The sequence below is a fragment of the Vibrio sp. CB1-5 genome (assembly GCF_059412285.1).
The window spans coordinates 26,470-40,675 of record NZ_JBJHPB010000024.1; the positions used below are offsets into that span (position 1 = coordinate 26,470).

At 41.5% G+C, this 14,206-nt stretch carries 10 protein-coding genes and 2 pseudogenes; 4 read left to right on the top strand and 8 right to left on the bottom strand.

All coding sequences use genetic code 11. The annotated features are described in order from the left end of the window. Positions 1-146: 146 nt before the first annotated feature. A complete protein-coding gene (locus tag ACJB0T_RS16240; RefSeq protein WP_353498234.1) occupies positions 147-1,562 on the bottom strand; it encodes a UvrD-helicase domain-containing protein in 1,416 nt (471 codons plus the stop codon). A gap of 9 nt (positions 1,563-1,571) precedes the next feature. Then, positions 1,572-3,281: an ATP-dependent nuclease gene (locus ACJB0T_RS16245; protein ID WP_353498235.1), complete on the bottom strand. Its 1,710-nt coding sequence runs from the start codon at positions 3,279-3,281 to the stop codon at positions 1,572-1,574. A 108-nt stretch (positions 3,282-3,389) separates the two neighbouring features. Between ACJB0T_RS16245 and ACJB0T_RS16250 the strand changes: the two are divergent. Further along, positions 3,390-3,785, top strand: a pseudogene (locus ACJB0T_RS16250) (transposase); the annotation flags it as partial. Positions 3,786-3,818: 33 nt separating this feature from the next. On the opposite strand, the gene ACJB0T_RS16255 reads toward ACJB0T_RS16250, so the two are convergent. From ACJB0T_RS16255 to ACJB0T_RS16270, 4 genes are all read right to left on the bottom strand, one after another. Beyond that, a complete protein-coding gene (locus tag ACJB0T_RS16255) occupies positions 3,819-4,346 on the bottom strand; it encodes a hypothetical protein (protein ID WP_353498236.1) in 528 nt (175 codons plus the stop codon). 164 nt (positions 4,347-4,510) lie between these two features. Beyond that, entirely contained in the window at positions 4,511-5,431 is a 921-nt protein-coding gene (locus ACJB0T_RS16260; RefSeq protein WP_353498237.1) for a DUF2971 domain-containing protein, read from the bottom strand. Between the two features lie 558 nt (positions 5,432-5,989). Then, positions 5,990-6,628: a recombinase family protein gene (locus tag ACJB0T_RS16265; protein ID WP_353498238.1), complete on the bottom strand. Its 639-nt coding sequence runs from the start codon at positions 6,626-6,628 to the stop codon at positions 5,990-5,992. A 133-nt stretch (positions 6,629-6,761) separates the two neighbouring features. Then, entirely contained in the window at positions 6,762-8,453 is a 1,692-nt protein-coding gene (locus tag ACJB0T_RS16270) for a site-specific integrase (RefSeq protein WP_479289216.1), read from the bottom strand. Positions 8,454-9,090: 637 nt separating this feature from the next. Here ACJB0T_RS16270 and ACJB0T_RS16275 point away from each other — a divergent pair. The 3 genes from ACJB0T_RS16275 to ACJB0T_RS16285 all read left to right on the top strand — a co-directional run bounded on the left by ACJB0T_RS16275 (position 9,091) and on the right by ACJB0T_RS16285 (position 12,059). Next, the gene (locus tag ACJB0T_RS16275) at positions 9,091-10,605 is read left to right on the top strand and encodes a phospholipase effector Tle1 domain-containing protein (RefSeq protein ID WP_479289218.1); all 1,515 of its coding nucleotides are present in this window, start codon (positions 9,091-9,093) and stop codon (positions 10,603-10,605) included. A 77-nt stretch (positions 10,606-10,682) separates the two neighbouring features. Continuing rightward, positions 10,683-11,168 (top strand): hypothetical protein, encoded by a 486-nt coding sequence (locus ACJB0T_RS16280; protein WP_479289220.1) that lies wholly within the window; start codon positions 10,683-10,685, stop codon positions 11,166-11,168. 234 nt (positions 11,169-11,402) lie between these two features. Next, on the top strand, positions 11,403-12,059 hold the full coding sequence (locus tag ACJB0T_RS16285) for a papain-like cysteine protease family protein (RefSeq protein WP_479289222.1): 657 nt from the start codon (positions 11,403-11,405) through the stop codon (positions 12,057-12,059). Between the two features lie 294 nt (positions 12,060-12,353). On the opposite strand, the gene ACJB0T_RS16290 is transcribed toward ACJB0T_RS16285, so the two are convergent. Both ACJB0T_RS16290 and ACJB0T_RS16295 read right to left on the bottom strand, forming a co-directional pair. Then, the gene (locus tag ACJB0T_RS16290; protein WP_479289224.1) at positions 12,354-13,313 is read right to left on the bottom strand and encodes a transposase; all 960 of its coding nucleotides are present in this window, start codon (positions 13,311-13,313) and stop codon (positions 12,354-12,356) included. A gap of 107 nt (positions 13,314-13,420) precedes the next feature. Then, positions 13,421-13,828: pseudogene (locus tag ACJB0T_RS16295) on the bottom strand (reverse transcriptase N-terminal domain-containing protein); the annotation flags it as partial. Between the last annotated feature and the right edge of the window lie 378 nt (positions 13,829-14,206).

A 14,206-nucleotide genomic window follows, 5' to 3' on the forward strand; every position in this document is an offset into this window, starting at 1 on the left:
TGTACCTCTGGAGATAGAATTATAAGTGGAACACCCTGGTGCAAGCGTGATGGTGTGGCCAGTCTTGCGGGCTCACACCGGTCTTGCGGACTCAACAGCTCATTTTTGGACAAAAATGAGTTAGCTTAACACCTGCAATAAAGCATTCATGGGAGTGCTGTAGCTGAGCTTGCAATAGATATGGTTTTAGCGCCTCTTGATAAGGCAACATACAAATTTTGGCTATTCATGTTACTTACATCAATGATTAAGCTGTGATCTGCTTCCAAGCCTTTAAGCAATAAAGTACTGCCTATAGCCAAATTTGGAATACGGGTATCACCTCGTTGACGTAGACTTTCTCTGGCTCTTTCCATGCCCTGTTTGAAGCTCAAGGATGGCTCACAAACAACGCTATTTATGGCACTCTTTAATGCACTGAATGCAGCACGTCGATAAACTCTAATATTATCATCAGCTTCAACAGCATTCATAATTGCCAGAAAGTTAGCTGCTGTTTTCGATTGAATAAATACGACTATTGCAGCTTCGGTTAGACTTGGTGCGTTCCTGTTTCTACCAGCTAATATTGTCCTTATTCTTGGAACCCAATGTGAATTTCCCATTCCAGTAGCCAGTGAACCAAAAATACTGATTACGCAAGTCGCTAATTGCTCACCCAGTTCAACGTCTAGTCGCTCAGAAAAAGTAACTAAATCTCTTAAGTCAACGGGCTCAACCACATCAATCCCGTTATTTTGGCTCGCATATAAATGTCGTGAACTTGCGTTGATTGAGTTACCAATAACAAGTAAAGAATCTTGGGGATAAGCGTTTCTAAGCTGGTATTGTGCCGTACTTTTCAGACGCATATTTTCTTGATGATTTTGACTCAGTTGAATATGCGATACTGAGTTAGGGCTATGTGTTAAATCAATATTGTTTCCGGCTACCAACCTCCTACGGCATTCCAACACCCACTCACCCAGTTCTTGGTTTTGTGCATTTATCCAGCGCCAAGGTGTATTCAATTCGGTTAGCAACGGGAAATAACTTAAGACCTCTGCTTGCCAACTGGGAATCTGTGTACCTCGAAAATTGAAAATCAACTGCATAGGATCCCCTAAGACTGTAGTTGGGATACACTGTGAAATAGAGCAAACAATATTGTGTTGCTCTTGGTTACAGTCTTGGTATTCATCAACAATCAGCCGTGAGTATGATGCTCTGATCACTTCATGCAGACTTCCAGTAGCCAAGTAGCGACTTACTGCATTTCTTAACTCAGGGTAATACGTTCGAGAGTTTTCAACGGGTGAGGCTATTTGACAATTTTGGCTAAAACTACTCGCTATTCTCACCGACCAGCCATCAATAGTCGACAATACATAGTTCTTTGCTGGAACATTTGCCCTAGTAAGTCTCTTTCGAAGAGCTGCAACGCCAGCAGTTGTGTGGGTTAAAACCAGATATGGCTTAACAGGTGGAATAGCCAAAGCTTCAACAATTAATTGAGTTTTTCCGCATCCTGCTGGAGCTTCAATAGCTCCAATTTCATTTTCTAATATGATTTCTGCTGACACTTGTATTCCCTATTGTCGTGCCCACACAAGAAGGTTATCTAACACTTGAGTAAATTCAGGTTGTATGGATAGTTTGTTGGGCCAAAGAACTGTTTCTGCAACATTTCCCATAGGCTCAATGTCTTTGAACCATTCTTTTTTCTTTGCTGCTAGACCAAGATACAGTCGGTGAGCATCATGAGGAGTCTGAGTACAAATTGAGAGGTTAAACTGATTTTCAGATGCATTTGTAATGTGTGCATTTACCGCGTTATTAGTTTTTCTCTCAACTGCAATATTTAACAATTGCGGAATTAGATTAACGTGGCAATTATTAAATATTGCCTGCTCAGTAGCTTGGCTATCACCCCATTCAAACATAGGTATGCCCAGTTGTATTGCTTCGTTAATGGATGCTTCCTGCTGATCATTGATATCTGAATCTTTAAATATTGCAACAGGGTAACCTAACTCATTAAAGACTTTAGCTCGCTTAAACATATGACTACCGCCGCCATCTGTGTGCATAACACCAAGCGATTGGATGCTATGCTGCCCCTGTACTTGCTCAACAGCATCAATACCATTTAAAAGTCCAATTTCTGTTTTTCCTTCGCAGACTATTACTTTATTACTCAAAAATGCCTCTGCACATACTCGCAAAGTTGATTGATGCTCGTCACTACCATTCATCGAATACATAAGGTGATTTATTTGAGGTTGCCCGGCTACTGAAAACTTCCTCAGAATATGTAGCTGTGACGATTTTAATTCTCGGAGAACAAATGGGGAATGTGTTGTGATAAATACTTGTTGTATTGGTTGCTGTTCTTTTGCACCGATTTCTTTTAACAAACGACTGATTCTAAATGGCTCAAGGCCAAACTCTACCTCATCAATGATCAACAGTTTTGAGGTGGAAACCAATTTTTGAATTCCCGCTAAAAGCAATCTAGTAGAGCCTGTACCCATTTGCCTAACTGGCGTTGCATTAGCATCATGTAAGCTCACTGCGCCATGCGAAACTGAAACACTCGACACATCAAGTAAAGCTTGTAGCTCACCTAAATTTACGCCGAGTGAAGATGCTACACCTTGAACACTTGCGAGTGCATTGTTAATCCCATCCACATTTTGCTGTGCAAAGGCTTGTCTGGCATTGCGAGAAACTTCGGTGAGTACTTCACTTACATCAAATCTATCGTCTAATAGCTTGTTTAGAAGTGAGTTACGCCCCCACGTAAAATGGCGCGAAGACCCTTCCCCTAATCTGGTGGGTGATATTAGCTCCCTGTGACTCCAAGGAAGCCTCTTCTCTAGTCCTTCCTGAGCAGCGCGATGCGAATATAAGCCCCAGTCTGGGTCTAAACCTTTATCCACGACTAAACTAACTGTAATAACAGTTTCCGCGCCTGCCTGAGGTTCGTCGTAGAATTCCTGAGTAGCAAGGTTGTAGGAACGGAGGAAACTACCATAGCGCTCAATGCTTAGAAGTTCGTCATTTAAGCATCCTAAAGTGACATAAATTTCAATTCGATTATCAACATTGGCGTTATAAAAATCAGCATCTGTAAAACTGATATTTCGCCTAGCACCTAGACAAAAGTCAATTGCATCAAGGATGGAAGACTTTCCTGAGTCACCTGGACCAATGATGCAATTGACACCTTCTGTTGGATACCAGTCTAGAGATTGAATACCTCTAAAATTACGTATACCGATGTGACGAATAATCGACATGAAACTTCCCAGCTCAAATTTCTTTCTTAATTACAGAAACATAACTTAATATGCATCAAAACGCAAAGCTCCCCCGCTGAGACCGATGCTTTCGTTCTATATAGCCATGAATACCAGACTAAAAACACAATATTGCAGAACGTTCTAGGGATAGGAAACATCGTCGCGGAATCTATAATTGGCAACGTACCAAAACTTGGCTACATCACGAATAAACAAGCGGTGTCACTGATAGGTGTCGCTCCAATCACACGCGAAAGTAGACGCTACAAAGGTAAGCGCATAATCCAAGGCGGTCGAGCGCAAGTACGAACCGTTTTATACATGACGATGATGTCAGCCATGCAATTTAACCCTGTTTTCAAAACCACTTATTCACGACTTTTAGAAGCTGGGAAACCCAATGAATTGGCTATCATTGCCTGCGTTCGCAAGATGATTGTAATACTGAATTCAATGTTACGAGATGGCGTCATGTTGGATGAAAATATAGCCAAAATTTAGCTATTGACGCCATAGTCGTTTGCAATATGCGTGCTAATTGATACCAAAATCTTTGGACAAAGAACTCATTAGTGATTGATTTGCTGCAATCAATCTTTCTTTGTCATAACCACTTTCAAATGATTCAAAAAAACTAGGCTTCCAATTATCAAGCCGTTGATAGCGTTCAACTTTAGCGATAATACCAGCGTCTTTACCATGACCTCGATATGCCTTAAAAGACACCTTGATAAACTGTTGATATGCTTCAAAAGCTTCCTTAGACCAATAGGGCTGTGTTGAATGAAAAGTCTTATCCACTTTTCGTTTGCACTCTAAGATGTCTGTAGGTGTGTACTCTTTCCAATCACCCACTCGAAGTATGTATGAATATATAGTATTAATTTCATCTTGTACCGAAGCGTATATCGCCGCACGTTTTTCGATAATCGCATGATCAAGTTGCAGGCGACTCTTTATCTTCTCCAAACGTTTATGAACCCAAAAGCCTGTCAAAACGATCACTAATAGCGGCATAAATGCAGAAATTAGTGGAGCATATTTCAGCAATGAATCAATCATGAAAACTCCGTTTTTATATCTTTACGCAGGAAGCATATACGCCGCATTAACGTGTGAGCAACGCTACCACGAAACTTAAACAAACCACCATAAACACAAAACCCAACGATGGCACAAAAAGTGCCAAGCGTTGCGAATCACTCTTAAATGCTTTGTAAGTTTTCTTACTCTCGGTGTATTGCATCCATTGAACGCATATAATCTTCGAGCTGCCCTGCTTCACTTAATAACCGGAATGGATTACCTGCTGCTGCATCAATCTCATGAGCTTCCGTAATGCTGCACCAAGGACACATTTCATTACCACCACTAACTGGCTCTTCACAATTATCACATAGTTCGTCATGGGCAAGAATGTCTCCATCCTTAAAAGTGCATATAGTCCCGTCATATGATCTGAAATACGGCTGAGGATGGCTTTTACCAATGACCAGTTGATACCAATCAAGCCCCCATTCTTCTACCGCTTCTTGACTTAAAGTAATCAAATTTTCATCAGATTTAGGACCTATAATAACTGATACTAAGCAGTCCATTGGAATATACAATATATCGTTACCAGCCACTTTCTCGATAACACCTGTTGTATCCACAAATCTTAACTCTTCTTCATAGCTCCATTGAGCGTATTTAGAAAAGTATGCTTCGGAAAAGGCAAAACGCTGGAGGTCATATGTGTATCGTGGTTTTTTTAGTTCTGCAGCTCGCTGAACAATGTCCCCAAGCGATTTATGAGGACCTTCACGATAGTCGACGTCCCAAAACGGATTTCCGTCAAAATGTTGTTGGAGTTTTTCTAAATCAAACTCAATTGCGAAACCTGTATGATTATTAGCATAGTGAGCCCACATCGGAGATACAATAGGGGACTTGGAAAAGCATGAGGTAGGAAACTGAGGCATCTCCTGAATGACGTCACTATAGAACGCTAAATATTCAGTTGGAATATTCAAATCCATTGCTAGGAATAACTCGTAAGGGTCATTGTAGTCCTTAGGCAAAGAACATTTAACACCACAAAAACCTTCTTTATCAAAAACCAACTCAAAAACTGAACTTCCAAAGTATTTGTATATCTTGCTCATAAACGCTACCTATTAACCTCACTAAGTACTCAGAAAACTGACGCTTTTTAGACGGATTTCTTCCGTATTTGCATTCCGTCTATATTGCTGGCGTCCATTATGAAACTCAACTGGTATCAACTTGTTATGTGACTAGATCTAGAGTTATGGGGGCGAACTACTTAAAAACCCGTAGAACAGAACAAAGCACGGATTAGATTAACTTGTTTTATTGGTGTACTGCTCAGGTGTTCCGTTTGCAGGTTCTGTGAAGGTTTGGGGCAATTATGAGTTATGAAGCGCCGACTACCAAGGTTCTTCGCCAGCGTTTCAGAAAGAGGGCGATTATTACGTTACCATGCGGTATTGGACTTGCTAACAGCAGCGCCGATGCAATATCTGTAAATGAACTAGAATGCGAAACAGCTTGTTTCCCAATTCCATCTTTATCCAAATTGAGATCCCAAGACTTTCTCAATACTGTTTGTTTTGCTTACGATAGGTCAAGCATGCTGGCAAGCTACGAGCATCACTCACACTATGTCAGCGCTAGTCAGCATGCTTGATTTTAGATGCGGTCTATGAAGAAGATGCGGAACGGTTTTTAAATCGTCTCCAAGTTGAGATTGAAACGCCAGCGAGTTCGCATGCTTTAACTTGTGATAGTTGGTTTACCTCAATGTACTTGTCTACTTCTAAACACTTGTCCACTGTTTCTTGAACTTGTTGTTTACCCTTAAAGTTCGCCTTGTTCTGAGCTATGCCTTCAGCTTGTCGCCTACGTCGGTCGATGTAGTCTTTTGAGGCCATTGCTGCAAGAACATCGAGCATCAAGTTATTTATCCCTTTCAGGACGGCGCTCATCACTTCGCTGGTTAATTGGTCTACTGACGGAGTTAATATTTGATAACTCGTTGGTAAGTCAATTGCGACCACTCTCAACCCATTGAATTTCAATTTATCTTTAAGCTTTTCCCAATCTTCAGTTTTCATTCGTGTTAAACGATCGACTTGCTCCACTAGAAGAACGTCACCTGCGAAAGAGTCTTCAATTAGCCGGTTGAGTTCAGGTCTTTCGTAAATTCGACCACTAGCCTGTTCTACGTAAAATTGTTCGATAACGTGGCCTTGTGATTCTGCAAAGTTGCGCACATATTCTTTAGCTCGCTCAGCATTCTGTTCGCTAGTCGATGCTCTTAAGTAAGCTCTAATTTTCATCACTACCCTTAATGAGTCTTTTAGATACCTTTAAGCACTATGGTTCATTTAGCTACCCTAGCAACCTATATGAACGCGATGGGTTCATGGTGAACTAGGGTAGACTTATATGAACTAGTTTCTTTGAAGTGGATTACTCTAGCCACTCGAATGGCTTTACTTGTTCAAGGTAGTGATCAAATTTGATTGTTTCGACAGCCTCCTTGAGTTTCTCAAGTTCAGCTTTGCTACCGTAACGGTCATACGTAATTGTGCCGTTTTCGTGCCCAACCAAAGCAGCGGGCACCGCGGCGAGTACACCAGACTGTTTAAAATGGTTGATAAAATTGTGTCGGAAGCTAGAAAATCTTTTTTTCTCTGCTGAGAGATCAATTAGCTTAGAGAAGTATCGACTAAACCACTCGCCATGATTTTTATAATAACCGCCTTTTTTGCTATATGTTAGTTCAGGAAAGAGTAGATCATCTGAATGAAAACGTTGAAGATACTTTTCGAACCCTAGTGACAATAGTGTTGAATGCACTGGTACTAAACGCTTAGCTCTTCTATTTTTCAACGATTGATCTTCATCTGAGTTTGATAGGGAAAAATGCAAAATTCCATGTTTGCAATGAATGTTCTTCGCTTTTAGTTGCGCTATTTCATTTGGGCGCATACCTGAAAGTAGCGCAATAAGCGGCAGCCAGAACTGACTGTAGTTATAAATTTTCTTTGTTTTATGTCGCTTTATCGTATGTGATGTAAAAATAGTCAGTAGATCTTTTTTCTCAAAGGGATTTACGTCATCAGCTGTATTGTGGCTTTCTTTTTTCGTCCCTAATCCACTGAATGGGTTATGTGTATCTAATTTTAGGTGTTTTTCAATCCATTTATAAATGGTTGCCGCTTTCTCTAGGTAACGACCAACAGTGCTTTCTAAGACTGTTTTTCGTTTCACCTTTTCATTTATTTTTATCCAGTCCGAAACGGGGTATGGGTGGAATACTTCCTTGTCATGTTTTGACTGATGAACTTTAGGCAACATTCTTAGTTTTTCTAAAGCTAAGTCGCCATCTTCTACTGTGATACTGGTAACATCAAACTTTCCAATTAGCTTGTGAACTACCATGCACATTCTAATCGTCTCTAGCGCTTCAACAGAGTCACCGTCATCATTTTTCTTTAGATTTCTGTCATTGTTTTTTCGGCGTAAGTACATCTTACAGATCGCTTCAATGTTACTTGTTCCAATATTGTTGCTTATCAGTGGTATGGTAGGACAGTGAGCAAAGTTCTCAGGCGCACAAGCCTCATGGAAGCTTTCAATTTCTTGATCTGATCTTTGTCTTACAGCTGTCAACTGTGGAACAGGATTACTTAAAATGTCTTTAACCAGAACATTGATTTTGTCATATTGAGCTGCCTCTAGCGCTAGACGAGCCTGCCGCATCAAATTATAGTGGTCCTCTAGGTAACACAAAACTGTATCGTGTGTTGTATCTTCTATATTAGGGTGGTTATGTTGAATACACTCCATTCGTTTTAAAGCTCGAACTAACGGAGACTCTTGCTCTGGATATAAATCATGGATGAACTGTAGCGTTTTTAAACCGGCTAAGTTTGAAATCCCAATACTTGGCTCTGGGGTACGGCGTTTAGTGCACTCTTTGAGCATATCATGCACCTCACTTGACTCACTCAGCTTACTATATGCATGAAGAACGTCGCTCGAATCTTGATTAGCCATCATTATGATCTGTGTCTGAATGGGCGATAAGTCCGACATTAAATCTGAAGCTTCTATCTTTGATTCGCTCTTGTTGTGCTCTATAACGCCAACGACCATTAATTACCTCTCCAAGTCATTGTTTTGCAACCCAGTTGGGTACGCAAGTGTCAATCTATAATCTAACCAGCATTGAACAATTCCTTGTTCACGTGCCTAGGTCAGGGAAACTCAAGCCGAAAGATATCGTAGGGAAATGTGAGGGGGATTAGTGTGCGAGCATTCTGCGAGATAGCTCAGAGAATATAGAATCACTAGGGGGTTAACCAGTGTCCGCATGCATGGACTCTCCCTAGTACGGAAGTTAAAGTAGAGCTTGCTAGTTGAATAGTATGGACGCGCCGAAGCAACGGAAGTGTTGGCACGACGTTAAACACAGAAATGCCCCATAATGTGTTTAGAGCACGGTAAATCTTCATAAGAAAAATTGGTTCAACAGCCTGCTGCACAAATCAGTTAAACTCAAAGATGCCCTATTCTGTGTAATTATTCCTGCTCACACAAAGTCCTTTTGTATCTGATTTCCAAGGATAAATTAATAAATGGAGCAAAAAGCAAGCTGTGATGTTTTGCTTTGGTTGAAAATTGAACTTCATCACGCTGTGCCCAAACCAAAGCTTCTACACTTTAGATGTCAATTAATATGTAACTTCTCTAATCACGAGAATGTTCAGAACATTAAAACAAGGTATGAATTATGGCTAGGCTATACATATTTAATTTTGATGGTACGTGCAACTCACCAGACGATGCTGTTCAAGATGTGGATTACGAAGGAAAAATTGAAGACGATAGCATAACCAATATCCTTAAACTCCATCTGCTATGTGGCGGTTCACTTTCTGAGCAAGGAAAAGGTTGGCTTAACACGCAACGTTGTTATTATTATGCTGGTGTTGGTACGTACGGTAATCGCATTCAGAAAGCGATCAACACATTATTCTCGCCGGAAGGCGCCGATGTTCGACATATTTTGCTCAGGGCAATGAAAGATTTTAATTCACTCAACTTCAATGCTGATACGGATCTTTTACTAGTCACGGGGTTTAGTCGGGGCGCTGCACTTGCTAGGCGATTTGCCAAACTGGTTGGGGACAAAGTCTCAAAGCCTTGCATCTATGAGGCTGTTTTTGACACCGTTGCTTCTATCAATGCACCGAATCTGAGTAAATGGGACCGGCCGGAGTCTGAGGTTGTCTTCGAAAATCACTCCTTACCAAAGAACGTGATCAAAGCCCTACATCTTGTATCTCTGGATGACAAGCGCAGGGCGTTTCAGCCAACTCTGATGAATCAGGAAGACAAGGTGACTGAAATTTGGTTTGCAGGTGCACACGCCGACGTTGGAGGTGGTTATAACAAGGACGGGTTGTCAGATAATGCGATGGGTTATTATATGAACTGGCTTCATGACCTCGATATTGGAATAGAAATTAGAAAAACGTACCATGTGGATTTCACTTCGGTACTTCCTTTCGGTGCTAATTATGATATCAGCGAAGATGATATTGCCATCAATCCAAATCCGCTCGGTATTAGCCATGAGCAGGAGCGTTGGTTGCCGTTTAGTTTAGTTACCCTTTGCCACCGATGTTGCTGCGTGATAGAGAATGACAAAATATCTACTCGGATGCCACTTGTTCACTGGTCAGTTGCTAACCGAATTTATCATGATCAGGACTACCGTCCTCAGTCGCTAAAAAAAGTGAAACATCAGTTGGTTTATCAGGATAATGAGCGTATCACATGTGCAGGAATTAGGGCTCATATCGAACTCCCTCAGCAGAACCTGACCGTACTGGGAAAAGGTGAAACGAAGTTGATAACCGTATTTGCTTCAGAAAAATACAATCGAACTGGTCTATATCTTCAGTCGGGGAAAACCTACACTTTCCACGTTAAAGGCGGTGAGAAATGGAAAGATGCTAGTGTTGAATGCAACGCTGACGGCTGGGATAGAACGGATGTGAAACTTGGATTAAGGGAAATTCCTATCTCCTCTATGGAGCCGTTTAGGCGAGTCCCAGATGCAGACTGGTTTGAGTTGTGCGCATCCATTGGTTGTGAAGACAAAGAAGTATTCCGGATTGGTGCAGAGATGACTTATTCCCCAAAAGCTTCTGGTGAACTTTGTCCGTTTGCCAATGATCTTGAGCGCTTCTACGGAAATAATCAGGGTAAGATTCGATGTTTGGTCAAACGTATAGAATAACGCTAGAAAAAGAACAGTTGAGGTGGATTGGTTGCTTTGTCACTTTGCTTTTAGTAATAATTTAAGTGGAAAATAGCATGAATATTGATACGACTAAATCAATATTGGAGATAATTGAAAAAGTTCTTATATCGCTTGGTATTTTGTGGTCGGTATATTTTTTCATATATAAAGAAGAGCACAAAACACATGTATTAGTTGAAGCAAATGTCCTTGAGATGAGTAATTGTACTTTCAGGTTTAATGTTGAGGTTAAAAACGCTGGGACACTTCCTTTTACCATCGATGGGGCTTCGATTACTGTTTTTTACCCAGATTTCGAACCAGTTCAACGATTGCAAAACCTAAAGGATAATAAGGTTAATCGACAATCAATAGAGAAGAATAAGACATTAAGAACTAGTGAGATTTCAAGTTTCGGCTTTAACATGACATTATTAAATTTAAAACCGGACGCTAACTATTTGATAGCGGAAGTTGGCTTAAATCTTAGAGAGGATAAACAGAAATGGTTAAGGACTGTTCAGTTGGTTGCTCAAACAGAAAAATGTTCCAAGCAGTAGTAATGCTAGCCTTAGTATCGTTTCTATCAGCATGCGCTAACTATGGCGGATCTGGTGGAGGAGGACATCCTATTCAAGTTTGCAACGGCCTGCAGGAGATAGGGTTCTTTCCCGATTTATCTTCATCAGAGATAGAACACTTGGAAGCCCTTGGCTATGACAACTGCGTGAAATGCGTGATGCGTAATTTAGAGAACCAAGAAACATGCTTCTGAAGCTTTGCAGGAGGTTGGTATGCGAAATACAACAGTTTTAATACTGCTGGTGTTGGTGACGTTATCAGGCTGTGGAAATGGTGGAAGTATCAGTGGCTACTATATATTGGACCCATTTCACTCGTCATCAGAAGTCGTGTATAGAGTTGAAGACTATATGACATATGACATTGTTTTGTCCGACTTTAGAAGCTTGGATCTTAATCCTCAGATTTCGAAAGAAACGTGCTGGGCTGCCGCAATACAATCAGTGTATATGTACAACAATATCAAAGTTTCCCAGTATGAATTGATAGAGAAAGTTAAGGGAAATTTATCATCTACAGAGATCAACTCAGCTACATTGACGGAAGTTATTGAGGGGGTATCAGAGGTGAACTCTTCATGGTCGGTAAATAACGGTATCGGTGCTTTGATCGTTCAAGACCTGATGTACTCCCGTTCACCTGTTATAGTGGGTATTCAGGTCGAAGGTAAGTCTATGGGTCATATAATCGTAGTGTATGGCGTCACAGTACTCAAAGATCAATTAGGGAATCCCACCCATTTTATTGATGAACTTAAGGTGTGGGATCCCGAAGAGGGGGTTGGTTTTATTACCTACTCAGGGGATGAAATGAAGAATGTTATTCAGTTTGCACTGCACTCTTGGAGGCCAATGCGAGGCTATTACTAAATATTGCCATTGAAAACAAAACGTATGCCTTCACGACGATAGTGGTGGAGATAACGCTCTATGGTACGACGGGATTTATAGATTAATAAGGACACACACCATATTGAATAGAATACAAAGCTAACAACGAGAAATAGGCCACCTCTCACAAGCACAATAAACGATGAGTGTTAAACCTTCTCGGAATGCCATTTTAGGGAAGTGGAGTACCAGACGTTAGAGCCTAACGCTTTTTCGAAATGAACGGTATCAGCAGCTGTGCTGCTTTTTTTCGAGGGAATGCCAGAATCAAAACTACTCTAAATGATAAACATGCAGCCGCTCTTTGTTGAACACGGCTTTCGTTTTCAGAGCTACTGTTCGAGTTCCTATCGCTGTGGCTCTTCTCTTTTCCATATGTGTGCACACTTTAAGCCAGTTGGTTTGAGTGACGTCTAATCGATGAAGTATTGTTGGCAAATGCTGACTCATTTGAGCTTTATCTTCACAAAACTGCCGAGCTGTCCAGTCAACAAGCTCGATGTAATCGATAAGCCGAAAAGGGATGCCATCCAACATCGTGTTGGTTGGGGTGCCAATAAATGGATGTAAGCAAGGAGCGGTGGGTTGCTCGCTCTTCAATGCATTTAGTCTCGCCTTAATCGAGGTGTAGTCCGATGTTTCTGGAGTTGATGCGACGCCAGATCGGATGGGATTTAAGTCCACATAGGCCATGGCAGCAGCTAGGGCCTTTTCATCGAGCAGAGCCTGACTTTTGAATCGGCTTTCCCAAAAATGACCCTTGCAGTTATCTTCTCGGTTGGCTTTACAGGCGATATCGAAGTTTAACTCTTTCATAAACCAACTCAAGCTCCACAGCCGCTCGCGCCACGTTTCAATTATATCAGTACATTTTTCTTGCTCTGCTTTGTCTGATAGCTGATTTCTTAACCAACGTTGAATCAGTACAGGTAACTTATGCGTTCTGCCCCAGCGTTCGACCACTTCGCGTTGCGAGAGCGCCGTAGCTCGAACCTTATTGATATTGAGCACCAAATGGTAATGGTTACTCATAATGGCGTAGGCACAGATATCAATACAGTAGACATGTGTCAGTGCGTAGATTTTGTGCTCAATCCATTGGCGTCTATGCTCATAACAAGCCCCTGTTTGCGCGTCTCTACCGCATAGAAAGCTGCGCCTTACACAGCGAGAAACACAGTGATAATAGGATGTGGCATCAACGGATACGAGTTGCTTTCTGGCGGTAGTCATCAATCATTTCTCCATGAATTTAGAGAAACTTTAGCAGGAAGCCTTTAGTTAAAACGGCGCTAGTCCATCGGTTTGTGCAAAATCATACTAATTTCATACTTTTTGGTGTGTGTCCTTTTATTCTCTCGGTCTATCATGCACGGAATACCCAGTGGTCGAAGCTTGCCATTCTTTTTGGGGATGTAAATACGCTTGAGTGGCTTGGCTCTGTATGCCTTTCTACTCAATTGATTGACTGCCTTCATACGGCGCGCATCCGTGTTCCAGATGACACCGTCTATTCCTGGCGTTTTACTGCCTTTGTTTTGCGACACTCGTTTAACAGCAAGAAGCTTTGCTGAGCGAGAGTGCGCCAGTATCCATTGCAGGGCTTTCGCCTTGCCGTGTTTACCTTCTCTAGTTGCCTTTGCGATACGCATCTGAAGCTTTAATACAGACGACTCAACGCGTTTCCAGTCAATAGACTGCCATTGAGCGCTGTCAGAAGAGGCACTAATCTCGTTTGAAATTATCATTTGCTTTTCTTCCTTAATAAAGTTCTTCAAGTTCTTTCGCAATGGAATACCAGTCGGAAGTGGGCTCACTTTCGTGACCAGACAGTAGTCTGTATCTGCATCGTTATAATGCAGCCTTCGCTTTTTCCGACCTCCTATACCTGCATCACTATCGGCTAAAAAGGCTTTCCCAGAGGGAGTGATACAGGCTTACCGTGTTCCGTATGTCGCGCAGTGTCAGGTTAGATGCCCGCTATGGTGCGGAGAGTTCAATGATCACGAATGAGCATGGGGCAATCTCATTCCGACTCTCTTGCCTTTTGGCCACAGCGTATTAACCACTTCCGCTGTTTCATCACATAACGCACCTTGAACGGATTCACTTACATTCATCATGCT

Excerpts from the sequence above, each read along its gene's own strand:
- ACJB0T_RS16290 (WP_479289224.1), bottom strand. The coding sequence starts at position 13,313 with ATGACTACCGCCAGAAAGCAACTCGTATCCGTTGATGCCACATCCTAT.
- ACJB0T_RS16285 (WP_479289222.1), top strand. The coding sequence starts at position 11,403 with ATGCGAAATACAACAGTTTTAATACTGCTGGTGTTGGTGACGTTATCA.
- ACJB0T_RS16245 (WP_353498235.1), bottom strand. The coding sequence starts at position 3,281 with ATGTCGATTATTCGTCACATCGGTATACGTAATTTTAGAGGTATTCAA.
- ACJB0T_RS16275 (WP_479289218.1), top strand. The coding sequence starts at position 9,091 with ATGGCTAGGCTATACATATTTAATTTTGATGGTACGTGCAACTCACCA.
- ACJB0T_RS16265 (WP_353498238.1), bottom strand. The coding sequence starts at position 6,628 with ATGAAAATTAGAGCTTACTTAAGAGCATCGACTAGCGAACAGAATGCT.
- ACJB0T_RS16260 (WP_353498237.1), bottom strand. The coding sequence starts at position 5,431 with ATGAGCAAGATATACAAATACTTTGGAAGTTCAGTTTTTGAGTTGGTT.
- ACJB0T_RS16270 (WP_479289216.1), bottom strand. The coding sequence starts at position 8,453 with ATGGTCGTTGGCGTTATAGAGCACAACAAGAGCGAATCAAAGATAGAA.
- ACJB0T_RS16280 (WP_479289220.1), top strand. The coding sequence starts at position 10,683 with ATGAATATTGATACGACTAAATCAATATTGGAGATAATTGAAAAAGTT.
- ACJB0T_RS16255 (WP_353498236.1), bottom strand. The coding sequence starts at position 4,346 with ATGATTGATTCATTGCTGAAATATGCTCCACTAATTTCTGCATTTATG.